Here is a 23,082-nt window from a genome sequence, read left to right as displayed (position 1 = left end):
TTCAGGGAGAAAAGGGAGAGCAAAAGAGCGGCGGCAAACCGCCTGAGCGAGAAAGCCACCTCTCCCTTTTCTCCCTCGCTGCGGCTATGGAAACCGTGGAAAACCGCAAGCGGTTTACGCACCGTTCCCACAGCCTGCGCTCACTCTCTTTTTCCTCTCTTGCTTTTTCCCTATACAAAGATAAGTGTCCATTTTCTATCCCGAAAACGCACAGTCGCCACGACGAACAGAGGGCAGCGTGTCAATATGGCAAAGAAAAGCAAACGGCACACAGGCGGTTTTATCCTCAAAAAAGCCCCGAAGCACGACAAAAATAAACCCAGCACCACGCCGTTTGACGTGATGCTGGGTTTTTAGCCGTAAACTCACTCTGATATTAAGCCAAAATGCCGCAGCGCATCCTTGATTGCCTCAACCTTTTCAGGCGGGCAGGGATGATACTCATGTTTTCTCTGCTCCACTGCGTTCGGTGCTTTGTGCATATCCAGTCCGACCATACGCTTGACCTCTGCAATATATGCCGTATGGACTTTGAAGCCGTACTTCTCCTGCACATACTCCTGAATACGCTTATAGGTCGGATGCTCCTTGACCTCGCCGGTTTCCACTTCCATTCTGACCTCAACCGTCAGTGGATTTGTTTCCCGCGACAAGAGGGCGACCGTCTCAACAGTTGTTTCAGTTTCCAAGGGAAGTTCTTTTACTTCCTCACCATCAACAGGCACAGGAAAATTGAATACGATCTTCTTTATCCAGCTTCCGTCTTTCCTTTTCTCCGGGAACATCTCAATTCGCTCGATAAAGGCCTTCATAAACTCCTTCTGCTCCGCTTCCGTTGCGGAATGGTAGACTTCATCAAATGCCAGCAACAAGCGATAGATATTGTCTCCGGAAATCTTCTCCTGCTGGATGCTGCGGATCTGACTTTGCAATTCGCCAATCTGAACTTCGATTTCCTCTATGGTATCATACTGCTCATCATAGCGGCGCTGCAAGTCCAAAATCTTTCTGTCATAGTGGGCATCATTGAGGTCCAAGGTATCCATCTGACGCTCCAAGCGGCTTTTCGTTCCAAAGGCTTGCTTTAGCCGCCCTTGTAGGACAGCAATCTGCTTTTCCATATCTTCTGTATCAACTGCTGTTCCGATTTTCGCCTGAATCGCTTCTACAAACCGTGGATTATTGACCATAGCGGAGATAACCTTCGCCACAAATTTGTTGATTTCCGTCTGCTCAATATTCAGACGGAAGCTGCACTCATGCCCGGTAGGTGTAACCGTATTTTTGCAGTAGTAATAATACCGGGTTTTCTTATCCTTACTGTGCGCCTTGGCGATATTGCCGTACATACTCTTGCCGCAGCATGGGCATTTCAAGATACCGGACAGGATGTGGGCGTGGTCTGGATTATTGACCTTTTCCCGCTTAAAGGAATTGACCTTGCGCTTTTCCTGTGCCAGATACCAATCTTCTTCGGAAATGATAGCTTCGTGCTGTCCTTCATAAACCGGGAACTCCGACTGCTCAACCACGTGCATCTCGTTTCTTGTACCCTGTTTCTTTTCTGTTCTTCGTCTGCCGTAAGCAATCTTTCCCATATAAACAGGATTGTACAATACATTTTTCACAAAATCTCTTGAAAATCCCGGAATGGTATTATTCTGTCTTAGTTTCTTAGTATAACCATTGCGGTTCAGATATTTTGCAACTCCTGCAACACCCTCGTTTGTATGAATATAACGATCATAGATTACTCGGATAACTTCTGCTTCATCTTCGGCAATAACAAGTTCACCATTATCCAGTTTATATCCATAAGGTGCAAATCCGCCGTTCCATTTGCCCTCACGAGCCTTTTGTTCCCGTCCTGCCATTGTTTGTGTGCGGATATTCTCTCGCTCGATTTCTGCCACCGCAGACAGCACAGAGATCATCAGCTTTCCTGCATCCTTGGAGCTGTCAATGCCATCCTCCACGCAGATCAGATTGACACCGAAATCCTGCATGAGTTGCAAAGAGTTCAGAACGTCCGCTGCATTTCTGCCAAATCGGGACAGCTTAAAGACCAACACATAAGAAACATCATCTTTGCCATCCTGGATGTCATTCAGCATCCGTTGAAACTCCTGCCGCCCTTGGATGTTCTTTCCAGAAAAGCCCTCGTCAGAATACTCCCCGGCAACGATCATATCCTCGTATGCCGCATACTTCCGCAGCTTGTCACGCTGGGCATCCAAGCTGTATCCGTCAACCTGCATCGAGGTGGACACTCTTGTATAAAGATAGCATTTAAGTTGTTTCTTTTTCAGAATCTCCACCTCCCTCATTCCTTCCTTTTACCATAAGTCCCTCGTTACGGATATAATACTCCAAAAGCCACAGCACATAATCCGGTGCATGGCGGTTGTCCAATTCCCATTCAGTCATAGTCCGGTAAGGAATATGGACGAGCTTGCAAAAATCTTTCCGATTCAGTCCTGTGCTTTCCCGCAACTTTATAATTCTGTTTTTACAATCCATCCGTCTTTTCTCCACAAAAGCAAAAAATACACGTTGCGTAATCATTATAGCATAGCCATAGTGAATACGCAACGTGTAAATTGCAAATTTTACGCAGCCTTATCCGTCAGAAGCTGCGCTTGATTACTTTCCTCGGAATACTCCACTTCCTGCGGAGCGTCCTGTTCCAATTTATCCAAAACCTGATGTCCATATTTCTGAAGCATCTGGCTCATAACATCCACACAGCGGTCAAATGCCGCATTATATTTCGCTTCTTCATAATATTTCTTCAATAGGCGATTCCTCCATCAAAGTTCCATATCCTGTCCACGCTTCCGGGCAGGGTGTTTGTGTTCCTGCGTTTCCTTTCCTCTGATGAGGATAGAATTGATAAAAGCCCGAACCCTTTCGGATGCAATTTCCAGTGCATCCAGAAAAGGCTGGGCTTTCTGTTTCAGTTCCATATATTTTTCGTTTACTGCTTCATACCGCTGTTTCCAGATGGAAACCGTCTTTTCAGCGGAAGCCAGTTTCTCCTTCAAGCGCTTGTTGTCAGCATTGGCGATAATGCCGTTGACCGCATAGCGTTTGAGCGTGTCGCATTCATCCGGTGTCAGCGTGATATTATTTCCGAATGTGGCTTTCTTTCCCATCGTTTCAATCTCCTGCACCGTCAGAGCAACGGTCTTTGCTGTTTTGGTTTCCTTTTGCAGAGCTTCCAGTTTCTTTTTCTGTTTCTCCGTGGCAGCTTTGGCATTCTCCAACCCCCGCTCCGCCTGTGCCACCTGTCCGGTCATAGCTTCCAAACGCTGCTGTTCAGCCTGAACCTTGAACTGTGTCACTGTCAGATGTTCCTCGGTGCTGCCACGCTCTCCACGCTCCACATCGGTATATCCGGCATTTCGCATGAAATGAAAAAAGTCATCCTGCAACACACTGTAGGACGACTTCAAAATCTTTTTTCCTTTTGCGTTCAACATTGGATTACCATCCTTGTCAAGCACCGGCTTGGACTCCCATTTTTTACTGCGGCTGACCTGCGTGATCGTTTCCTTTACCGTTCCCCGGAGGGATTCATCCTTACATCGCTTCGACCACAGAATTTGCTTCTCTACCACCGGGATATAAACCACATGAAGGTGGTAGTGGTACACATCTTCGCCCAGAGCTTCGGACATTGCCCGGTTGCGCTCGTCGGCGTGCATCACAGCGGATAGGATATACTGCTCACCGCCTACGATCTCCACGGCGGCTTTATAGGCATCGGCATAAAACTGTTTTGCAAATTCATAGCCGCCGTGATTGTAGAAGTAAGCAGAGTTCACATCAAAGATCAACTCACCGTATTTGACGGCATCCGGTTTCAGACCTCTGGTGGAGATCACGCCATCCTGTTCCATCTGCTCGAACATTTTTACATAATCGTCAGTGGGAGACTTGAAGTGAACATTCAGCGCAGTACGTTCCGGCACGATGTCCTGATTGCTGTAGCTGTCCTTTTCACGCTCATTGTGTTCCTGTACCTTCGCCACATCAGCCGGTGTTTCCAAGTCCTGATTTCTGGCTACGGTACGGTCTATTCCATCATTTCTTGCCATTGGATTTTTCCTTTCTTTGAGATTTGCAGACAGCGGAAGGCTGGAGAACGGCACTTTTTCAAAGTGTAATAACCCACTATGACACTTTCATCCATACTGGCTGCAAAGTGCCGTGGGCTCTCCGAGGGCTCTCCCGAGGGGGAATGCGGTCACTGCGGTGACCTCTGCTGACCAAGGCGAAAATGTCTGCACCTTTTCCCATGGTCAGCCCGTCTGCATGAAGCTGTTCTGTGTCAACTTCCTCTTGCAGCCGGTGTCCACAGACACTTTTTCAAAAGCCTGTGGACATGAAACAGCCCGAACGAGAGGATATGTGCTGTTTCTATAACAAGCGTTTTACGCTCTTTTGCTGCGTACATACATACCAGCAATGGGATTTACTCGACCTGCCGCCATTCCTCCGGAATGTCCTCCGGTACGTACGTACACGGCGAATCTCCGTAAAGCCCATTTATATGAGGTCGTGCAATGGCTTCCACTCCCATGAATCCCCACACCCGCCGTCCGGCTGAGTTGGTGATGTTGTTGCAATGCTCCAGATTGAATTTCTTGGCATTGGCAATCATGGCGTCGCTGAAGCTGCGGGCTTTCAGCGGAGCAAGAGAATTTTCCTCGCACCACATCCGATAGATTTCATAGAAATCCTTGGAGCTGATGGACGCATCCGCTTTACGCCGGATGTATCCCTCGGAATCCATGAAATCAAAGATATTGTTGTTGTCACGTTTGACCGCTTCCCGGTTTTCCCGGATACGGTCACTCTCCGTAAACTTAAAGTTGTTGGCAACAAGCCGCTGCAAGCCTTCAAATGCCCACAGGAAGATACCCTCGGCTTCAGCTTTCATCTTCTCTGCAAGATCAGGATCGTCAGCTCTGTCCACCGGCTTTTCCTTGGTGGTCAGCACAAGCTGCCTGCGATAAAATCCGTCACTGCGGTCATACAAGGCTTGCAGATCACCGTTGCTGAATGCCAGCAATCGGGCGAACATCCAACCCTGATAACTCTGCTTGCCTTTGCGTTCCAAATCCATCTTGCCCTGTGCGGTGACAATGGATTTTACATAGTTGGTCTGGCGCAGAGCTTCCATCCGCATATCATCATCCACGCACAGGAGAATGTGTTCCAAATCGGCACGGGCGAAGCGGTTTTCAGAAATCTTGCCGATGCTGCCGTCTTTCATATTCGTGCCGAAGATGGTAGACAGTACCGCACCGATTTGAGATTTACCCTCGCCGCCGTTGCCTTTAATCACCATCATGCGCTGCCCCTTGTTGGAGGGAATCAGGCAATAGCCGATAAACTCCTGCAAAGTTGGAATGTCCTCGGCGTAAAGCAACCCATCCAGAAAGTTCAGCCAGATCACGGGCGCAGGAGCATCGGGATTGTAGACAACAGGCAGACGGCTTCGCACGATAGCCGGTCTGCCCTCGGTAAATGTGCCGTTCAATAGCAGCGTACCGTTGAACACATGGATGCGATCCTGCTCCGGTGGGAAGTCAGGCACTTGCGCTTCCAGTTTCAGCACTTCCAGAATGTTGGTGATCTTCCGGGGGATGTTGTTCACGGCACAGAATTTCAGCTTGTCGTAAATCTCCCCACGCAGAGGAAGATCGTCCGTCACTCGACCATCGGGTGTGAAAAAAGCTCCGTTTGCGAAGATGATTCTGCGCTCCTGCAGAAATTCTTCACAAAACAGAGCTTCGTTGATGTTCTGCCCGTCAAACCAGACAGGCAAATTCATATCAGGCGTTTTCCGGTTCTTCGCCATGGTGCGCCACCTCCTTTTTCTTTCGTGTGATGTACTCTTGCAGAAAAGCAATTTTGCCGTCCTGCATCAGCTTGTCCACCAATGCCACCCGTTCTTCCAGATCACCCACCGTCAGCACATCTGCCATATATTCGATATAGCAGTGCATCTGGCAGGCTTCCACAAAACGGTCATCCACGTCCTCACAAGCTCCATATCCCTCACTCCCGCCTTGCGGCGAGAGTTTGCTCATTTCGCTGCTCGTCCTTTTCCCACCGAAACCGCTTTGTTGGGTTTCGGCGGGAGCCCTGAGATTGTCCGGTATCTTGGGTGCGTATCGTACTTTCCAATCCTCCAGCAGATGCAGATAATCCGTCAGCACACGGAAGCAAAGCATTTCGTCCTCCCGGAACTGACGGATATAGGGACGCTTCGGCTTGACCATAGCTGCGGCAGTGGGCGGTTTTGGGTCAAGTCCAAAGTCCGCAGCCAGCTTTTGCGCTGCTTCATAACTGCTCAGATCGAACAGCCTTGCCACAAGGTCGATTACGTCCCCCTTGGCTCCGCAGCCGAAGCAGAAAAAATAGTCCTCATTCAGCTTCAAGCTCGGATGCCTGTCGTTGTGGAACGGGCAGCAAGCCATGCCGTTGTGGCTCACTTTCAGCCCGTAGTGTTCGGCGGCTTGCTTGACGCTGATTGCCGCCTTGATGGTTTCATAGATTGTCATAGAAAACCCTCCGTTCATAATATTCTGGAAAGCACGAAGCACCCGCCGTGATTGGCAGGTGCTTCGCTCCTTCTATTATGGTTATGACGGATTTTTCAAAAAACAGGCTAATGACAGGACAATCCTGTTTCAAAAAACAGGACAACTTATCTGAGAACGTAGATTTCTTCACATTTACATGATATAATTAGAAAAATGAAAAAACAGGACAGGAGGGCAAGCATGAATCAAGAATTGATGACATTGGATTTCTGGCAGGATACGGTCATATATGAGAGCAAAACATTTCCTGTCGGTACGCTTGCCTGTGATGCACTGAATGTTCCTGTGAATACCATTGCAAAAATAAACGAGCAATGCGAGAAAATCAATCTGCTGCTTGGAATATTAAACGCCGGACAGGATGCTTCTGCACTCTGTCCTATTGCAAAGGAAGCTGCTCTGACGATGCTCGATATTCTCAGTCAAACACCGCCGTTCTCCTATATGAATATCTCAAAGCACAGAGAACGGATTGAAAAAGTCTTTACTGTGGACAATGCGCTGAAATATGTGGAGTTTGCCATAAAAGCCGCAACCAATTCCTTGCCGTTCGAAGAAGTTCCGAACTATGCTGATGCAATCATACTCCAACGTTATACTGCTGTGTTTGGGCATCTGGCATACTCCCTTGGGGAATACCAAACGGCCATGCTTGATTTTGCAGAAAAATCAGACGGCAACGAAGCAGACCGCACCGCAGAGGGCTTTGCAAAAATGTTCGGCAGCTATTTCCCGCCGGAGTTTTCTATCACAGAGTGCAATGCTTGGATGTCTACCCTGAACAATTCCGTTCAGTATGTATCGGTCATCCATCCCGGCGAAAAAGTTGCAAAGCTCGTCAAGCGGATGCACTATGTATCCTTTGTAGGGATGTTCCGGTCTGATCTCTTTGAGGGCCTGTGTGTTGGTCATGCACCGAAGAAATGCAAAATCTGCGGCAAATGGTTCCTCACCACCAACGCAAGGCACACCAAATACTGTGGCGGCTATGCACCGGGGGACAAGCTGCACCGCACCTGTCGGCAGATCGGCAACCTGAAAGGCAGAGAACAACGGGAGCTTGCGGACGATCATCCGATTATCCAGATATATGAAAAGAGGCTGAACACCATAAATCGCTATGTGAAGCGTGGTACTCTGGACGCTGACCTTGCGGAGGTCATGAAGAAACTGGCAAAAGATAAGATGCTCCGGGCATTGAGCAATGTAGCCTATTCCAAGGGAGCTTATGAAAAAGAAATGGACCAGGCGGCTTTGAAAAAGGAAGCAAGTGCAAAAATATACAAAGAAAGGGACAAACATGAATAGAAAAGAACTTAGTCAGAATCATTGGAAATACTACTTAATGCTCGAAAAGCGTTTTGTTGAATCAATAGAGTTTGTAGAACTACATGAGGACAATTTTGATGCATTTTCTAACGGATATGCCCTCTTAATTCAAGCCATAGGGGCAGAGTTGGATACTGTATTCAAAGAGTTTTGCGGTTTCAATACAACGGATCGAAAAACGGTTGCAGACTATGCACAGTATATTTTGACCAACACACCGGATATAAAAAATCAAAAATCAGTGTACAGGAATACGATATCGAAATACAACCGTTTATGAATTGGGATATTACCCAGCCCGCACAGTCGTTGCAATGGTGGGGAGCATTTACAGATGTCAAGCACAACCGCTATGAGCAGTTGAAGCAAGCAAAGCAGGAGAATGTACTAAATATCTTGGGAGCTTTGTATTTGATAGAAATGTTGTACTTGAAGAAAATCACTGATGGGACAGACGAATTTGATGTGTTTGATGAATCTTCCAACTTGTTTAGTTTGAAAAACTGGACTTCTAAGGCTGTGCCGCTGAGCCAAGCTTTTGCCGTGCTAAGTGATATGATGGACGACGAAAATAATACTACTAACAAAAAGTTCGATGCATAATTACTGTCGATATTGATAGAGAAAGAACCGAAAGGAGGTGCGCTATGCTGAGTGATTTTTCATGGGACATGACCGGATACATACCAAAACACGCTGTCAATCCGCACGGTGACGGCATCATTCCTTATGCGGCAGAGCGCATCTTCCAACTGGAACCGGAACCGCCAGCGGTGGACAGTCTGAATGAATATATCCGGTCTGCCTTACAGGAGAAGAATTTGATATATTTCTCGTTCTTTCTCCACCACTACGAACCGCAGCTTAATAAGCGCATCAAGAGCTTTCTTGGCGTGGATGGCGGCGATTTGTACGACACAGACCGATTTATAGATATAAAGCTCTCCTGCCGGGAGCAAATGCTCCAAAAGCTGATGGACTATGACCTTGCCAAGGGTGCAGAGTATGCTACATACATTTTCCCGTTCATCCGGGATGCTATGCTCCGTTTTCGCATGGGCGAAGAAAAATGGTCGGTGTCCTCTCTGACCAATTACAAAATGGTGCGGTCAATGGCTTGGCTGTACCACAATACCAAGGATGCGGTCAACGAATTTTCCAAGAAATACAACTGCGATCTTGCCCTTGCGGAAGAATATCTGAAAGTTGTCCGTGGAATCCGCAATCAGCAGCCTTTCTGTGTCACAGACGAGGACGGCGAAGAAACAGGCGAGGATGTAGCCCTTGACGATAGCTGGAACTATACCGATATCCTCTGGAACGGCATACAAGCAGAAAAGGTGCAGCAGGCATTTGAGAAACTGAATTACCGGGAACAGACCTTACTTGAAAAACGGTTAGCAATCTGTATGACCTGTGGGCGAGTTGGCTCATGGAAGAACCGCCCCACTTTTGAAGAATTGGCGATTATGTTTGAGGGCAGCACTGCCAGCGGTGCAGAGCGAGCCTACCGGAAAGCGGCGGACAAACTGACAGAACTGCTGGTTGCCGAAGGTGCGCTCCATGCTGTCCGGCTGAAACAGAAATCCAAAACCAAGCGCAAAAAGAAAATCGCCGCCGCAATCTACGAATACCAAGCAGACTGCGACGGCGAATGGGGCGAGATTTCATTTGATTTTGAGAATGGTACGGCAGAGATCATTCGCCTTGCCGATTGGGATACGATAAAAACCAACCGCTTTGCGAACAAGGCCGTAGCCTATCTTCTGAACTGTGAGAACGAAAAATTGCCCAAGGAAACGATGGTGGCATTTGAATAACGAGGGAGTGAGATATATGGAGCAATTACTGATTGTTGAAGATGATATCGGTTTGAATCAAGGCTTATGCAAAGCGCTGAAAGCAGATGACCGTCAGATTATATCCTGCCATGATCTAAAAGCGGCAAGAGAACAATTGCTTTGCGGGAGTGTATCCCTGATCCTGCTGGATATCAATCTGCCGGATGGCAGTGGGCTTGAGCTGCTTCGGGAGGTCAAGGAAAACATGCCCGGAGTTCCTGTTATTCTGCTGACTGCCAATGACACCGATCTGGATATCGTAGACGGACTGGAGCGGGGCGCTGATGATTACATTACCAAACCCTTTTCTCTTTCAGTTTTGCGGGCAAGGGTGAATACCCAACTGCGAAAGCAAGCGTCAAACCATAAAAATGCGCCGTTCCATATGGATCTATTTCACTTTGACTTTGAGGCTATGACCTTTTATGTGGGAGATTCAAAAGTGGAATTGAGTAAAACAGAACAAAAATTACTGCGTCTGCTTGTTGAAAATCGTGGTCGAACCATGACCCGTGGAGACCTTGTAGACCGGATCTGGACAGATGGCGCAGAATATGTGGATGAAAATGCTTTGTCTGTTACGATCAAGCGACTGAGGGATAAGCTTGGCGCACAGAAATATATTAAAACCGTCTATGGAATCGGTTATAGCTGGGTGACAAAAGATGAATAAAACCGGCATTGTGATCATACTGCTGTGCTTTCTGGCGGCGGCAGCTGTTGTGTTATGGGAGCGGAGAAAGACCAGAAAAACGATGGAAGAAATCGAAAGGATGCTGGACGCTGCCATGACCGGCTCCTTTTCTGAAACCAATTTTGATGAAAGCCAGCTGTCTGCATTGGAAACGAAGTTTGCGCACTATCTTTCCGCCGCAGAAGCATCTTCTCAAAACATAGCGCAGGAAAAAGACAAAATCAAAACCTTGATTGCGGACATCTCCCACCAGACAAAAACGCCGATTGCAAATCTGCTGTTATACAGCGAGCTTTTGATGGAGGAAACTCTGCCTGCATCGGCGAAGGCAAATGTGGAGGCGCTGTACAAACAATCGGAAAAGCTGCGATTTCTGATCGATTCTCTCGTAAAGCTTTCCAGACTGGAAAACGGGATCATTTCACTCTCCCCCCAGCCGGCAGCGCTGCAGCCGCTGCTTGAAAGTGTGGTAGAACAATATACTGCCAAGGCTTCTGAAAAAGGATTGTCTTTGCAAATGCAGGATACAGATGCTTTTGCTGTATTCGACTTCAAATGGACAGCGGAAGCGCTGGCGAATATCGTAGACAACGCCATCAAATATACAGAGCATGGCACAATCAGGATTTCTGCCGTAAGTTACGAAATGTTTGCAAGGATCGATATATCGGATACCGGTTCAGGCATACCGGAAACTGAGCAAGCGAAGATATTTGCTCGCTTTTACCGCTCAAAGGCGGTTCAGGAGCAGGAAGGGGTCGGCATCGGCTTATACCTTGCCCGACAGATCATATCCGGCGAGGGGGGGTATATCAAGATTGCTTCCGTTCCGGGAAAAGGAAGTACGTTTTCCATATTTCTGCCGAAATAACAACAATTCTATCAAAACTGTTAGATTTCATTTTCCGCCGGAAAGAATGTGGAAAGATTCCTATGCGATAATCTGTATGTATCAAAGGATGATTTCCTTTCATACATACAGATTTTTTCATGGAGGTACTCATTTATGGAAGTTTTACAGGCAAAAAACCTGAAAAAGATTTATGGCTCCGGCAATAACGCAGTTCATGCGTTGGATGGAGTTGATTTAAGTGTAAAGAAGGGCGAATTTGTTGCAATTGTCGGCACATCCGGCTCCGGCAAATCCACGCTGCTGCACATGCTGGGCGGGCTGGATCGCCCTACAAGTGGCACGGTCATGGTGGACGGACAGGATATTTTCTCCCTGAAGGAGGAAGCGCTGACCATCTTCCGCCGCAGGAAAATCGGCTTTGTGTTCCAAGCATATAATCTTGTTCCGGTGCTGAATGTGTATGAAAATATTGTTCTACCCATTGAGCTGGACGGTGGCAAGGTCAATAAGGATTTCGTACAGCAAATTGTACAGACACTTGGGCTGGATGATCGTCTGGATGCCCTGCCCAATCAGCTCTCCGGCGGTCAGCAGCAGCGAGTAGCCATTGCCCGTGCGCTGGCGGCAGCACCCGCTATCATTCTGGCAGATGAACCCACCGGCAATCTGGATTCCAAAACCAGCCAGGATGTATTGAGCCTTTTGAAAGTCACCAGTCAAAAGTTCGCCCAGACAATCGTAATGATCACTCACAACGAAGAAATTGCGCAGATGGCAGACCGCATTATCCGTATCGAAGATGGTCGGATCGTCTCCCAGAACTAACGGGAGGTGGCTACGATGAATGTCAAAAACAGAAAATGTATTCGAAAGCTCAGCTTAAAATCTCTTTATGCGAACCGTCGCCGCAATCTGATCGCTATTTTTGCCATTGCACTGACAACGCTGCTATTTACGTCCATGTTCACCATTGTCTTGTCGTTGAACGCCAGTTATGAAACCTACCAGTTTCGGCAGGTAGGTGGCTATGCACACGGTACCTTTAAGGATGTTTCCCCCGAGCAGGCGGAACGTATCGCTGCCCACCCAAAGGTGAAGGCTGCGGGGGTACGGAAGGTAATCGGTATCACTGCGGAGGGTGTCTTTTCCAAAACCCCTGCAGAGATCAGCTACATGGATGCCAACTGCACTAAATGGAGCTATGCAACCCCTACTACCGGACGGATGCCCGAAAGCGGCAAAGAGGTAGCCATGGATACGGCAGCGTTGCAGCTGCTTGGCGTAACGCCGGAGCTGGGCGCCGAGGTCACGGTTTCCTATTCCATTACGGACAAGGATCAAACCGCCTTTACTGTAACAGATACCTTTACGCTGGTGGGCTATTGGGACTATGATGAACTAATGCCTGTTCATTACATCAACATCAGCCGTGATTACGCAGATGACATCGAAGCGCAGGCAGTGAAAACAGGTTTACAGCCTTTCCGCACCGATTTGAATGTCATGATGGCTTCCAGTACAAACATTCAAGGGCAGATGGAGCAGGTGGATACCGATCTCGGCTACACATGGGACAGCTATACCGATCCCAACAGCGTCCGGATCGGCGTCAACTGGGGATATACCTCATCCCAGCTGGAGTCGCATCTCGATCCGGAACTTGTGATCGCCATAGCAGCTTTTTTGCTGCTGGTGATTTTCACCGGGTATCTTATCATCTATAACATTTTCCAGATCTCTGTTGCGGGGGATATCCGGTTTTACGGGCTTCTGAAAACCATTGGCACAACGCCCCGACAGCTCAAACGCATCATTCGCCAGCAGGCACTTCTGCTTTGTCTGATCGGCATTCCGGCGGGGCTGCTGTTGGGCTATGGCATTGGCGCTGTTCTGGTGCCTGTTGTCTTGCGCTCCACCCAGTTGGATGCAGGCATCACCACCATCAGCACTTCGCCTGTGATCTTTGTTGGCTCCGTGCTGTTTGCCCTGCTGACGGTGCTTTTGTCCTGCTCCAAGCCCGGGAAAATGGCAGCCAGGGTTTCTCCGGTGGAGGCTACCAAATATACAGATGCGATGCAGACCAAGAAAAAACAGCGCAGCACCCGGGGAGCGAAGCTCCATCAGATGGCCTTTGCCAATCTGGGACGAAACAAAAAAAAGACGGTGCTGGTGGTGGTGTCTCTGGCACTGTCGGTGACGCTGTTCAATGCACTGTGTGCCTTTGTGGGCGGCTTCAGCATGGAGAAGTATGTATCCTTCATGACCTGCGCCGATTTTATCGTCAGCACGCCCGACTATTTCCGTTACAACCCGGCAGATGAATTCATCACGCCGGAACAGATCGAAGAGATCGCAGCAAACACAAAGTCCAGTCTTTCCGGCACGGGATATGCTGTGCGAAAACCCGTATATCTTTGGATGACGGAGGATGCTCTGCGGCAGGACTATGCAAGGTACGAAAGTGCTGAGCAGTTGGACAGCCATATGAGCCGCATGGAGCACCGGGGCGATATGGTGATGGGAAAGACCAGAATTGAGGCTCTGGATAACAGTCTGTTTGACAAGCTGCAAGTGTTCGACGGAGATATTTCTCCCATGTTGGAGCCGGACAATAACGCCATTGCCATTGCGGTTTCCTTAGATGACTACGGTAATCTGCCCAATCTTGAATACTACCCCAAGGTGGGAGACACGATCACCGCTACCTATGCGGACGATGTGAAATATATCGACAGCCGCACCGGGGAACTCTGCACCGAAGATACACCGGAGGAGTACCTTCAGGAAAAACTGTATGGAGCCAGAGATGTAGCGTACACGGTCTGCGCCTTGGTAGAGCTTCCGTATTCCATGAGTTATCGTTATGGTGGTATTGGATATGAGACAGTTTTGTCTGTGGATACCGCACAGCGGGACAGCGGTGGTGCGGCCATTCCGCTGCTCTACCTGTTCGACACAGCGGACGAAGCGGACGAGGCCGAAGCAGAGCAATATCTATCGAAGCTCACTGCCGGTGAGTTTTCGCCCTTGATGTATGAAAGCAAGGCCACGGCTCGCTCTGAATTTGCTCAGTTCCGGCAGATGTTCCTTCTGATAGGTGGTATCCTCTGTGCTATCATTGGGCTGGTGGGACTCTTAAATTTCTTCAACGCCATGATGACCGGTATTCTTTCCCGCCGCCGTGAATTTGCTGTGCTTCAGGCTGTAGGAATGACAAACCGGCAGCTCAAAACCATGCTGATCTACGAGGGGTTGTTCTACGCAATGTCTTCTGTAGCGGCGGCCTTTATTCTGTCGCTGGCGGTGGGACCTCTTGCGGGAAAAATGCTGGGCAGTATGTTCTGGTTCTTTGAGTATCGATTCACCATTCTGCCTGTCCTGCTGACAATTCCGGTATTTCTTCTGCTGGGGTGGCTGATTCCTTGCATGATGTATGACAACGCAGCAAAATGCAGTGTTGTAGAGCAATTAAGGGATGCTCAATAACTGTTAAGCAAAAAACGGCCCTCTGCCAATGAAAAGGCAGAGGGCTGAAATTTAATCTAAGGGTTTATATTCCTCCATTCTGCGGGATGTTAGATCATCCCAAAATATTTGAATGCTTCTCGGATTGCTTTCTCTTTTTCCAGTGGGCACTGTGGCTGTCTGGAATCCTCGGACTTCGGCAAATTATAGTTCTTACCAACCCCAATCCCACATTTTCGCTTAATTTGTGAGATATACAGGTTGGATACCTTTAACCCGCTATGCTCCAGCACATAGTCCTTAATCTGGGTGTAGGTTGCCCCATCTTGAAATTCGGACATATCCATATCTTCCAAAGAGAACTCAACCCGAATCTTTTTCGAGTCGACCTCACCCTTGGAAAGCAAGACAACCGTCTCAACGGTATTCCCTTTGTCCCACAAAAGCTCCGTAACTTCCCCGCCATCCTTGAACACCGGAAAATTCAGACCAATCCGCTTTAGCGGATATTCAGACTCGTCATTCCTGTAAATTTCAATTTCCTTAATCAAGGCTGTGACCACATTTCTCTTTTCTTCGTCATTTATTATATTATAAACGCAGTCGAAATTCACCATGATTTTGTAAATATTCTCAAGAGTAATTGCCTGCTGCTTAATTGCATCTCGCCGAAGTCTGGCATCTTCGATTTTTTCCTCCAGCTCAACAATGACATCATATAGGGAATCTAACCGCAAGGTCATATCATGGAGCTTTCGTTCCCGATATTTTGCATCAGCAGGGAGACTGTCAATTTCCCGTTCCAATCTTGTTTTATTCAGATCAACTTCCTTCAGCTTTGCCTGATAGCCCTTCAGTTCTTTATCCACTGCTTTCGTGTCAATCTGAACGCCAATCCGTTTTTTAATAGCTTGGGCATATTCCTCATTCCTTACGATCTCACGAATTGCCTCAATGACCATCGGTTCAATATCGGTCTTTTTCAGCATCGCCTTATATTCACAATGCTTACCCCGGACCATCCTATTCCGACTACATACATAATAGTAAATTTCTTTGTAAGTGCCATCTTTATTTGTCCATGCGTGTTTATTCGTATACATGGGACTTCCACAAACCGGGCATTTCAGCAGACCTGATAACAAATGAACTCGATCCCGCCCAATTTTTGACGGTTGCTTTACTCCGGTTCTAAGACGCTTGGCATGAGCCTTTTCCCATACCTCCTCACTAACGATTCCTTTATGCTGTCCCTCTGTCAGAATGTAATCGTCATTTCTTTTCATCTGGTAATCGTTTTTTGTGCCTTTGACTTTTTCCTTCGTTCTCCGTCCATAGGCAATTTTACCGCAATAAACCGGGTTATCCAATATCAGTTTAATAAAATGTCCTGTCCAATCCTCTAATGTGCCATTCTGCCTCGGAATTTTCCGTATACCTTGTAAGTTCAACTGATTCGCAATACCACCCAAACCGATTTCCGATGAAGTATATAATTCAAAAATCTTCCGTATTGCCACAGCCTCTGTTTCTTCAATCATCAGCTTGTTATCTTCCAGTGTATACCCGTAGGGAGCAAAGCCACCATTCCATCCACCCTGCCGTGCCTTTTCGCGCCGCCCGTTCATCGTCTGCTCGATAATATTCTCACGCTCAATCTCAGCCACAGCAGATAGTACAGAAATCAAAAGTTTTCCGCTTGTCTGAGAGGAATCAATCCCTTCTTCTATGCAAATCAGATTTACACCATAAGATTGAACCAACTCCAAAGAGTTAAGTATATCTGCTGCATTACGGCCAAACCGTGACAGCTTATACACTAAAATATAGTCAATGTCCAAGCCATCCTCAATATCTCTGAGCATTTTTTGAAAGGCAGGCCGTCCCTCAATGGATTTACCGGATTTACCGGCATCTTCATAAGTATCAACAACGATCATTTCCTCACGATCCGCAAATCGTGTCAGCATATTTTTTTGACCTTCCAGGCTGTATCCGTCCACTTGCATCTCTGTGCTGACCCTCGGATACAAAACACAGCGTTTTCCATATCGGTTCATAATTCATACCTCCAAAATTTACTTTTGGAAAATATCCTATGTAAAGCTGCGATTCTCACGCAGCTCCGTCAACCTCGCCCAGCACTCTCATACCATATTTCTCGATGATATGTGCCAGCGAAGTGATAAACGCTTCAAATTTTTGTTCCGCCAGAAGTTCTTCTGACCGGATTTCATCTGAAGGAATCAATGCGCTTTTATTCTGGATATTCTCCATTCAGAATCACCTCCGCAATTCCTAACGAAATTATAACTCTACTTGCACAGCCTGAAAATGATACGGCCTTTCGGCACCTTTATGTAATCCCCAGACTGCACAAGAGCGTCTTGTTTATGTTTTCCATGTCATCCTTGTTTAGATGACCAATATAGTTTTTTAACCTCGACTTGTCGATTGTTCTGATCTGTTCCAGCATAACAACAGATGGTTTCACCAAACCGCATCTGTCATTTAAGTGGTAATGCGTGGGGAACTTTCTGCTTTTTTTGCTTACACTGGTAATTGCTGCAATAATAATCGTAGGACTGAAACAATTTCCCACATTGTTTTGAAGAATAAGTACAGGACGAGAGCCACTTTGTTCAGAGCCGATACCAGGGCTTAAATCAGCCGAATATATGTCACCTCGATGGAATTTTTCAAACATCACTCTCGCCTCCTTAATATCTTAATACTTAAACAGCCGCACCAGTCTGAAAGAAATCTTCGGATAAAAACCTGGTGCGGCTACTGTTATTCTGTTCGGATTACTCGTCATATTTGCCACGCCCCCTGACGATGGGAACACAACAGGTCTCCGCTGGCGCGGCTGTCATAACTCCGCAGCATCGTTCGTATCGTGTGCCACAGGGTTCCCCCCAAGTCTTTGGCGGGCCGTGAGGAAGTATCTTTAAGCCCCCATGCAGTCATCGCGCCGGATCTGCCACAATCCGTTTTATGAAATCGTAGATCGCTCCGAAGCAGTTCTTTCATCACCTCCCTGACTGCTCCATCTTCGCGGCGTTTCACATTCGCTCGTACATGAGTTATGTACCTGTTGTGCTGTCTATTCAGTTTTCAAAGATCTTGAGGTCACGAGGATAGCGTGTCCTTCTAATAACCGTGAGGCTTTGAGCCTTTCTTTCAGGGGCGTTACAGACGATTTTTAAGGAAAGTCTCCATGTTCCGAAGGCCGCGCTGGATAGATTCGCTGACCGATGCAACGCTGACTCCTTCGCTCTTGGCAATCGCTGATTCTGTCAGTCCCAGGAAGTAGTAAGCATAGATGCGCTTGGCCTGCTTGTCCGGCAGAGCGGCAATCGCAGCGTGAAGCTGCTCCATCGTCACTTTGCGCTCATACAGCTCACAAGGGGTCATGGAAACGAAAAGGGCATCATACTCAATTCCGTCTCCGCGATCCAGAGAATAATGCGCCTTGTGGTAATATGTACGGCGGCGGTATGCGGCCTCCAGGCGGTCATGCTCTTTCATAACAGCGGCTACTTCATCAGGAACCTCAATAATGTAATCGGTCTTATAAAAATCGGGATACTGCTCCCGCAGATTGATCTTGGTCATAATTTCCTCCATTTCAGTTGTTAGGGACAAAGGGCAACCGAAATGGCTATGGCGGAGAGCGACACCGGGGATGTTCGGGAAAATTCCCGTAAAATCGACAAAGAAAAACGTCAGACGGCCTTAATAGCTGTCTGACGCATTTTGTATAATATGTTGTACGATTGTGCGGATTATTTACGCTTGATTGCGCGTGTCCGTGTGTATAATTTCTCTTTGGTAGGTCATTGATTTTTTTAGGTAATCACCTACCTGAAAACCATAATTCTGCTGAAATAAATAACCGCCCATCGTAGACTCCTCAAACGGCAGTCACGGGCGGTAATGGAAATATGCCCTGCCGTGAAAGGCCGTTTTTTTTATTGGCCTCCCGTCAGGGCTTTTATGTATATTTTATCTTTCAAAGGTGCATGATAAACACATATCAATACGCGTGATTGGGTTATGGTAACTTCCTCTTACGCACGATAGAATGTAATAGAGGTGAACAATCATGCCGGAAGATGTATTTGTGTATTTGGGACAGTGCCTCAGAGATGCAAGAGAAGAATGTGGACTGACCCAACAGGAGCTTGCGGATCAAACCGGCAGAGGGCTTCGTCATCTCCAGGACATTGAAAAGGGCAGGAAAAATCCGTCTTACGATGTACTGGCATCCTTTATCAAGCGATTAGGCATTTCTGCTAATGAGCTGTTTTATCCTGACGCTTCGGAACAGGAAAAGCAAGTACAGCATTTCATGGGAAAGTTTCTGGCCTGTACCGAGGATGAGCGGCAGATTATCTTGAAAACACTGGATTGTATGGCGGAGCAGTTTATCAGCCGACGTTACAAATCCTCCGATCCGCAAAATTATGAATAAAACCAGCAGGGCAAAATGCAATTTGTTTCTGCTGGTTTTATTTTGCCTCCGGCAGTAGACGTAAATTTTCCTAGCCCAATCAATCGCCACTATTTTGTTTCCGGTATTCAGCCGGTGCAATCTTCATGACATCTCGAAATGCTGTTGCAAATTTACTCTGATTCTCATATCCAACCTGGCTGGCAATTTCTGCTATGGTTGCCTGTGTCTGGCGAAGCAGAGCAGCGGCCTGTTTCATGCGGTACACTTTCATATAGGTTCCAATGGGCTGTCCATAAACTCCCTTGAACGTATCCTTTAAGGTTGCCGTATTGATAAGATACTCTTTGGAAAGTTCCTCAATCGTTGGCCGTTCCTGCAAGTTGGAGATAAGCCGCTTGTGAATGTCCCGTACAATCTCCACCTGGGGAGAAGTATATAACTCTCGCTGCTTTTCTTTATTTACATCCACCATACACAAGAATAAGAGAAGCTCCTGCACCTTCAGCATGAAGTATGGCTTTTGCAGGCGATCCGGTACGGAATACAGTTCAGAAAAGATATGCTCAATCTCATCCTTGGCCCGCATGACAAAGCATGCGCCATCGGCACAAAATTTGTTTTTGAAATCTGCAATACCAATACCGCTCTCGGCGAGGATTCCAGGCGGATTTTGAGAAACCAGCTCCAGATCAAGCACTACTGAGATTCCGCGATAATGTCTCAAAGGAAAGGCCATTTCAGAAGCACAGTTATCCATTGTATGAATGGAAAGATCCCCTTCTCCGAGGTACAGGCAGGAACCGCTTTGCAATACGCTCCCTTCACGCCCTTCCCGGCAATGATTGATCTCCAGCACATTCTTATCAATGGTTCCGTCCCAATAACAACTCGTTGCTTCAAAATCATTGTAAATAAGCTGGATACCGGGATAAACCTGATAGACTGTCATAAGCCCCAGGCCATCCTCACAGTCCATTTTATAGACGGTGCAATATCCGTCATTATCTTTTGGAATAATCGCAGATAACCCCGTAGCATTGGTGATAGGGTTTTTGTTCATAGTATTCATTCCGTTATCTCGTATTTGTTCTGCCAGGATTCTCCTGGCGTCTTTTATTATATAGTTTTTTCTCATTTTATACCGCTCCAATCGGCAGGATGTGCAATCCAATCAGAAAGCAAATTCTATTATAGTGCAGCCCTGCCGAATGTGCAAATATACGAAAAAGCCGATGCCCTCCAAAACGGAAAACATCGGCTATATGCGGGATTTTATTTGCTGCAACATTCCTTTCCTACACAACCGGAACAACTGCCGCTACAACAAGAACCATTTTTGCGGTTCTTATGGATTTTTCGCACAGCCCATATTGCATAGAAAACAATCCCGATAAGGATTATACCAGTAACAAGCATCTAAAACTCCTTTCTGACTGGAAACTCACAACTTATTAGCTTTGGGTCTCCGATCCTCTTTTCAAAATCCAAAGTCCAAATGCGACCACTGATAAAATGGCCGCTGAACGAAGCACTTTTCCAAACGTCATATTCATACCTCACAGCAAAAGTCCAACACGATAAACCACAAAAGTAACAGCCCAGGCCACAACCAACTGGAACAGGGCCGAGAACAGCATCCACCTTGTACTGCCGGATTCCTTGCGAATTGTAGCTAGGGCCGCTGCACAGGGAACGTAAAGCAGGCAGAAAATCATCAGGCAAAACGCATTGAGCTGTCCAAAACCGGCTGCACCCAGGATGCCGACCAATGTATCCATTCCCGCGCCGGAGTTGATATTGGGAATCCCAAACAGAACGGCACAACTGGACACCACAACCTCTTTTGCAGAGATGCCAGCAATCAGAGCAACCGCTATCTGCCAGAATCCCAGTCCAATCGGTGCAAAGATCGGTACAAGCCAATGGCCCAGGATAGACCCGAAGCTGTCTGCCATTTCCGTAGTATAGCCATGCGGCCCAAAGTTCAGGATCACCCACATGAGGATAGATGCTACAAAGATGGTAGTACCTGCTTTGGTAAGGTAGTCCTTTACCTTTTCCCATACATAGATTGCCACAGTTCTGGCGCTGGGGGCCTTATATTCCGGCAGCTCAATCAGCAGATAATTTTCCGATTTTCTCCGGTCAATCAAATGGATGATCGCCGCTACCAGGATAGCGACCACCAGGCCGATCAGGTACATGGAATAGGCCACGAGCATGGCGCGTTCCTGAAAGAACATCTCGGCAAACAAGATGTAGATTGGCAGACGGGCGCTGCAACTCATAAAGGGCGTAATCAACATGACCTTAAAACGGTCACGCCGGTTTTCCAAAGACCGTGAAGCCATGATTGCCGGAACAGTGCAACCAAATCCCAAAATCATGGGGATAAATGCCCGTCCGGAAAGTCCCAGCTTGCTCATAATCCCTTCCATGACATACGCAACACGGGCCATATATCCGCTGTCCTCCAGAAAAGCCAATGCCAGAAACAGAATGAAAATGTTCGGCAGGAAAGTCAGGATACCGCCCACACCGGCGATGATGCCGTCTACCAACAGGGAGCGCAGCACTTCATTGACCCCGACAGCAATCAGTCCATCGCTTATCAATGCCGACAGGCTTTCAATTCCTAATTCTAGGAATCCTTTCAGCCAATCGCCAATGGTAAAGGTCAGGAAGAACACCGCCGCCATGACAACGAGGAAAATCGGGATGCTCCAAAACTTATGCGTCAATACACGGTCTGCCTTTTCCGTCAAAGCGTCTTGACGATCCTTATTGACCAGAACCTCCCTGATGATTTCCTCAATAAAATCATACTTCTCATTGATAATGTCGGATTCATAGTTCCGGTCGATCACATCCGGCATATTGACCGGATAACGTGCAGAGATTTCCTTATCCTGCTCCAGCAGCTTAATGGCGTGCCAGCGGTAATTGGACAGGTTCGGATATTTCCGCTTCAGCTCTGCCATGATAAGATCAATCTTGTCCTCAATAGCATCACTGTAAACCATTGCGTATTCTGAATGGTGGTCGTGCCGGTGTTTTGGAGTATATTTATGATGATGAATCAGACACTCCGGATCTTTACAGTCTTTATGGTGCGCGGCTGCATGAAGCAGCACATCCAGTCCTGTCCGTTTTCTGGCTGAAACTGGAATGACCGGGATGCCCAGCATTTCCGGCAGTCTGTGTGTGTCAATCTCCATGCCGCGCTTTTCCACAATGTCCATCATGTTCAGCGCCAGCACAACCGGCTTGCCCAGCTCCAAAAGCTGCAAAGTTAAGTATAGGTTTCGCTCCAGAGCGGAAGCGTCCGCAACATCAATAATCACATCGACTTCATCGCTTAGTATAAACTGTCTGGATACCTGTTCTTCCATTGTGTAGGAGGTCAGGCTGTAAGTGCCAGGAAGATCGACCAGTCGAATATTCAGATCATGGTCTTTAATGGCACCCTCTACTTTCTCAACGGTTACACCTGGCCAGTTTGCCACTTTCAGATTTGCACCGGTGTAAGCATTGAAAAGTGTTGTCTTTCCGCAGTTCGGATTTCCGATGAAGCCGATAGTCAAATTTTCTCTCATCGGAATTTACCCCACTAAAATATTCTTTGTGATATTGCGCCCAAGTGCAAAGCGTGTTCCCCTGACTTTCACAATCAGGACACCCCGACTTTTGCTGTTCAGAACAGCGATAGAGGTTCCACGGGTCATCCCAAGGGCCTCCAAACGCTTTTCTATATTGACAGGCAGATCAATATCCTCAACTTTATATTCATTTCCTATTTTTCCATCGCAAAGATACATGAACGC

At 47.3% G+C, this 23,082-nt stretch carries 23 protein-coding genes; 9 read left to right on the top strand and 14 right to left on the bottom strand.

From position 1 onward, the window contains the following. Positions 1-365: 365 nt before the first annotated feature. From PGS25_RS08420 to PGS25_RS08395, 6 genes are all read right to left on the bottom strand, one after another. A complete protein-coding gene (locus PGS25_RS08420) occupies positions 366-2,327 on the bottom strand; it encodes a recombinase family protein (RefSeq protein ID WP_442865250.1) in 1,962 nt (653 codons plus the stop codon). After that, positions 2,290-2,520, bottom strand: coding sequence for a helix-turn-helix domain-containing protein (locus PGS25_RS08415; RefSeq protein ID WP_015540908.1), 231 nt, complete (start codon positions 2,518-2,520; stop codon positions 2,290-2,292). The genes PGS25_RS08420 and PGS25_RS08415 overlap by 38 nt, the downstream gene beginning before the upstream one ends. 89 nt (positions 2,521-2,609) lie before the next feature. Next, on the bottom strand, positions 2,610-2,795 hold the full coding sequence (locus PGS25_RS08410; protein WP_117526568.1) for a hypothetical protein: 186 nt from the start codon (positions 2,793-2,795) through the stop codon (positions 2,610-2,612). Between the two features lie 15 nt (positions 2,796-2,810). Then, a complete protein-coding gene (locus PGS25_RS08405) occupies positions 2,811-4,100 on the bottom strand; it encodes a plasmid recombination protein (protein ID WP_270418280.1) in 1,290 nt (429 codons plus the stop codon). A 377-nt stretch (positions 4,101-4,477) separates the two neighbouring features. After that, positions 4,478-5,869 carry a DNA primase family protein gene (locus PGS25_RS08400; protein ID WP_270418279.1) on the bottom strand — a complete coding sequence of 464 codons (1,392 nt, stop codon included), beginning with the start codon at positions 5,867-5,869 and terminating at the stop codon, positions 4,478-4,480. Then, complete coding sequence (locus PGS25_RS08395; protein ID WP_270418278.1) at positions 5,844-6,575, bottom strand: CHC2 zinc finger domain-containing protein; 732 nt, start codon at positions 6,573-6,575, stop codon at positions 5,844-5,846. The genes PGS25_RS08400 and PGS25_RS08395 overlap by 26 nt, the downstream gene beginning before the upstream one ends. A gap of 222 nt (positions 6,576-6,797) precedes the next feature. Here PGS25_RS08395 and PGS25_RS08390 point away from each other — a divergent pair, with 222 nt between their 5' ends. The 8 genes from PGS25_RS08390 to PGS25_RS08355 all read left to right on the top strand — a co-directional run bounded on the left by PGS25_RS08390 (position 6,798) and on the right by PGS25_RS08355 (position 14,820). Continuing rightward, the gene (locus PGS25_RS08390; RefSeq protein ID WP_270418277.1) at positions 6,798-7,925 is read left to right on the top strand and encodes a DUF6076 domain-containing protein; all 1,128 of its coding nucleotides are present in this window, start codon (positions 6,798-6,800) and stop codon (positions 7,923-7,925) included. After that, positions 7,918-8,226: a hypothetical protein gene (locus PGS25_RS08385; protein ID WP_270418276.1), complete on the top strand. Its 309-nt coding sequence runs from the start codon at positions 7,918-7,920 to the stop codon at positions 8,224-8,226. The genes PGS25_RS08390 and PGS25_RS08385 overlap by 8 nt, the downstream gene beginning before the upstream one ends. Beyond that, positions 8,223-8,549 (top strand): hypothetical protein, encoded by a 327-nt coding sequence (locus PGS25_RS08380; protein ID WP_270418275.1) that lies wholly within the window; start codon positions 8,223-8,225, stop codon positions 8,547-8,549. Before PGS25_RS08385 ends, PGS25_RS08380 begins: the two co-directional genes overlap by 4 nt. Before the next feature lie 44 nt (positions 8,550-8,593). Next, on the top strand, positions 8,594-9,766 hold the full coding sequence (locus PGS25_RS08375; protein WP_270418273.1) for a hypothetical protein: 1,173 nt from the start codon (positions 8,594-8,596) through the stop codon (positions 9,764-9,766). Positions 9,767-9,782: 16 nt separating this feature from the next. Further along, positions 9,783-10,460: a response regulator transcription factor gene (locus PGS25_RS08370; protein ID WP_270418271.1), complete on the top strand. Its 678-nt coding sequence runs from the start codon at positions 9,783-9,785 to the stop codon at positions 10,458-10,460. After that, the gene (locus PGS25_RS08365) at positions 10,453-11,352 is read left to right on the top strand and encodes a sensor histidine kinase (RefSeq protein ID WP_270418270.1); all 900 of its coding nucleotides are present in this window, start codon (positions 10,453-10,455) and stop codon (positions 11,350-11,352) included. The genes PGS25_RS08370 and PGS25_RS08365 overlap by 8 nt, the downstream gene beginning before the upstream one ends. 135 nt (positions 11,353-11,487) lie before the next feature. Next, the gene (locus PGS25_RS08360; RefSeq protein ID WP_006858253.1) at positions 11,488-12,159 is read left to right on the top strand and encodes an ABC transporter ATP-binding protein; all 672 of its coding nucleotides are present in this window, start codon (positions 11,488-11,490) and stop codon (positions 12,157-12,159) included. Between the two features lie 15 nt (positions 12,160-12,174). Continuing rightward, on the top strand, positions 12,175-14,820 hold the full coding sequence (locus PGS25_RS08355) for an ABC transporter permease (RefSeq protein ID WP_270418268.1): 2,646 nt from the start codon (positions 12,175-12,177) through the stop codon (positions 14,818-14,820). Between the two features lie 89 nt (positions 14,821-14,909). Here PGS25_RS08355 and PGS25_RS08350 read toward each other — a convergent pair whose 3' ends face one another. The 4 genes from PGS25_RS08350 to PGS25_RS08335 all read right to left on the bottom strand — a co-directional run bounded on the left by PGS25_RS08350 (position 14,910) and on the right by PGS25_RS08335 (position 18,417). Next, positions 14,910-16,859 (bottom strand): recombinase family protein, encoded by a 1,950-nt coding sequence (locus tag PGS25_RS08350; protein WP_270418267.1) that lies wholly within the window; start codon positions 16,857-16,859, stop codon positions 14,910-14,912. A gap of 55 nt (positions 16,860-16,914) precedes the next feature. Continuing rightward, positions 16,915-17,076, bottom strand: a complete 162-nt coding sequence (locus tag PGS25_RS08345) for a hypothetical protein (RefSeq protein WP_004797315.1) — start codon at positions 17,074-17,076, stop codon at positions 16,915-16,917. A gap of 79 nt (positions 17,077-17,155) precedes the next feature. Then, positions 17,156-17,506: a type II toxin-antitoxin system PemK/MazF family toxin gene (locus PGS25_RS08340; protein ID WP_002576184.1), complete on the bottom strand. Its 351-nt coding sequence runs from the start codon at positions 17,504-17,506 to the stop codon at positions 17,156-17,158. 485 nt (positions 17,507-17,991) lie between these two features. Beyond that, positions 17,992-18,417, bottom strand: coding sequence for a sigma factor-like helix-turn-helix DNA-binding protein (locus tag PGS25_RS08335; protein ID WP_025491709.1), 426 nt, complete (start codon positions 18,415-18,417; stop codon positions 17,992-17,994). A gap of 490 nt (positions 18,418-18,907) precedes the next feature. Between PGS25_RS08335 and PGS25_RS08330 the strand changes: the two genes are divergently transcribed. Continuing rightward, complete coding sequence (locus tag PGS25_RS08330; RefSeq protein ID WP_002576186.1) at positions 18,908-19,276, top strand: helix-turn-helix domain-containing protein; 369 nt, start codon at positions 18,908-18,910, stop codon at positions 19,274-19,276. Positions 19,277-19,355: 79 nt separating this feature from the next. Here PGS25_RS08330 and PGS25_RS08325 read toward each other — a convergent pair whose 3' ends face one another. The 4 genes from PGS25_RS08325 to PGS25_RS08310 all read right to left on the bottom strand — a co-directional run bounded on the left by PGS25_RS08325 (position 19,356) and on the right by PGS25_RS08310 (position 23,076). Further along, entirely contained in the window at positions 19,356-20,393 is a 1,038-nt protein-coding gene (locus PGS25_RS08325) for a helix-turn-helix domain-containing protein (RefSeq protein ID WP_002576187.1), read from the bottom strand. A 137-nt stretch (positions 20,394-20,530) separates the two neighbouring features. Further along, on the bottom strand, positions 20,531-20,674 hold the full coding sequence (locus tag PGS25_RS08320) for a FeoB-associated Cys-rich membrane protein (RefSeq protein ID WP_118720337.1): 144 nt from the start codon (positions 20,672-20,674) through the stop codon (positions 20,531-20,533). A 140-nt stretch (positions 20,675-20,814) separates the two neighbouring features. Beyond that, on the bottom strand, positions 20,815-22,854 hold the full coding sequence (feoB, locus tag PGS25_RS08315; protein ID WP_005342311.1) for a ferrous iron transport protein B: 2,040 nt from the start codon (positions 22,852-22,854) through the stop codon (positions 20,815-20,817). 6 nt (positions 22,855-22,860) lie between these two features. Beyond that, a complete protein-coding gene (locus PGS25_RS08310) occupies positions 22,861-23,076 on the bottom strand; it encodes a FeoA family protein (protein ID WP_002576189.1) in 216 nt (71 codons plus the stop codon). Between the last annotated feature and the right edge of the window lie 6 nt (positions 23,077-23,082).

Source organism: Butyricicoccus sp. AM78-15b2TA (genome assembly GCF_027665985.1).
Classification (GTDB): Bacteria; Bacillota; Clostridia; order Oscillospirales; family Butyricicoccaceae; genus Agathobaculum; species Agathobaculum butyriciproducens.
The sequence above is the reverse complement of the archived record's forward strand: the minus strand, read 5'-3'. Positions and strand labels throughout refer to the sequence as shown.

Bases quoted from the DNA above. Each gene is read 5' to 3' on its own strand.
- PGS25_RS08420 (WP_442865250.1), bottom strand. From the start codon at position 2,327: ATGAGGGAGGTGGAGATTCTGAAAAAGAAACAACTTAAATGCTATCTT.
- PGS25_RS08415 (WP_015540908.1), bottom strand. From the start codon at position 2,520: ATGGATTGTAAAAACAGAATTATAAAGTTGCGGGAAAGCACAGGACTG.
- PGS25_RS08405 (WP_270418280.1), bottom strand. From the start codon at position 4,100: ATGGCAAGAAATGATGGAATAGACCGTACCGTAGCCAGAAATCAGGAC.
- PGS25_RS08400 (WP_270418279.1), bottom strand. From the start codon at position 5,869: ATGGCGAAGAACCGGAAAACGCCTGATATGAATTTGCCTGTCTGGTTT.
- PGS25_RS08395 (WP_270418278.1), bottom strand. From the start codon at position 6,575: ATGACAATCTATGAAACCATCAAGGCGGCAATCAGCGTCAAGCAAGCC.
- PGS25_RS08390 (WP_270418277.1), top strand. From the start codon at position 6,798: ATGAATCAAGAATTGATGACATTGGATTTCTGGCAGGATACGGTCATA.
- PGS25_RS08385 (WP_270418276.1), top strand. From the start codon at position 7,918: ATGAATAGAAAAGAACTTAGTCAGAATCATTGGAAATACTACTTAATG.
- PGS25_RS08380 (WP_270418275.1), top strand. From the start codon at position 8,223: ATGAATTGGGATATTACCCAGCCCGCACAGTCGTTGCAATGGTGGGGA.
- PGS25_RS08375 (WP_270418273.1), top strand. From the start codon at position 8,594: ATGCTGAGTGATTTTTCATGGGACATGACCGGATACATACCAAAACAC.
- PGS25_RS08370 (WP_270418271.1), top strand. From the start codon at position 9,783: ATGGAGCAATTACTGATTGTTGAAGATGATATCGGTTTGAATCAAGGC.
- PGS25_RS08365 (WP_270418270.1), top strand. From the start codon at position 10,453: ATGAATAAAACCGGCATTGTGATCATACTGCTGTGCTTTCTGGCGGCG.
- PGS25_RS08360 (WP_006858253.1), top strand. From the start codon at position 11,488: ATGGAAGTTTTACAGGCAAAAAACCTGAAAAAGATTTATGGCTCCGGC.
- PGS25_RS08355 (WP_270418268.1), top strand. From the start codon at position 12,175: ATGAATGTCAAAAACAGAAAATGTATTCGAAAGCTCAGCTTAAAATCT.
- PGS25_RS08350 (WP_270418267.1), bottom strand. From the start codon at position 16,859: ATGAACCGATATGGAAAACGCTGTGTTTTGTATCCGAGGGTCAGCACA.
- PGS25_RS08345 (WP_004797315.1), bottom strand. From the start codon at position 17,076: ATGGAGAATATCCAGAATAAAAGCGCATTGATTCCTTCAGATGAAATC.
- PGS25_RS08340 (WP_002576184.1), bottom strand. From the start codon at position 17,506: ATGTTTGAAAAATTCCATCGAGGTGACATATATTCGGCTGATTTAAGC.
- PGS25_RS08335 (WP_025491709.1), bottom strand. From the start codon at position 18,417: ATGACCAAGATCAATCTGCGGGAGCAGTATCCCGATTTTTATAAGACC.
- PGS25_RS08330 (WP_002576186.1), top strand. From the start codon at position 18,908: ATGCCGGAAGATGTATTTGTGTATTTGGGACAGTGCCTCAGAGATGCA.
- PGS25_RS08325 (WP_002576187.1), bottom strand. From the start codon at position 20,393: ATGAGAAAAAACTATATAATAAAAGACGCCAGGAGAATCCTGGCAGAA.
- PGS25_RS08320 (WP_118720337.1), bottom strand. From the start codon at position 20,674: ATGCTTGTTACTGGTATAATCCTTATCGGGATTGTTTTCTATGCAATA.
- feoB (WP_005342311.1), bottom strand. From the start codon at position 22,854: ATGAGAGAAAATTTGACTATCGGCTTCATCGGAAATCCGAACTGCGGA.
- PGS25_RS08310 (WP_002576189.1), bottom strand. From the start codon at position 23,076: ATGTATCTTTGCGATGGAAAAATAGGAAATGAATATAAAGTTGAGGAT.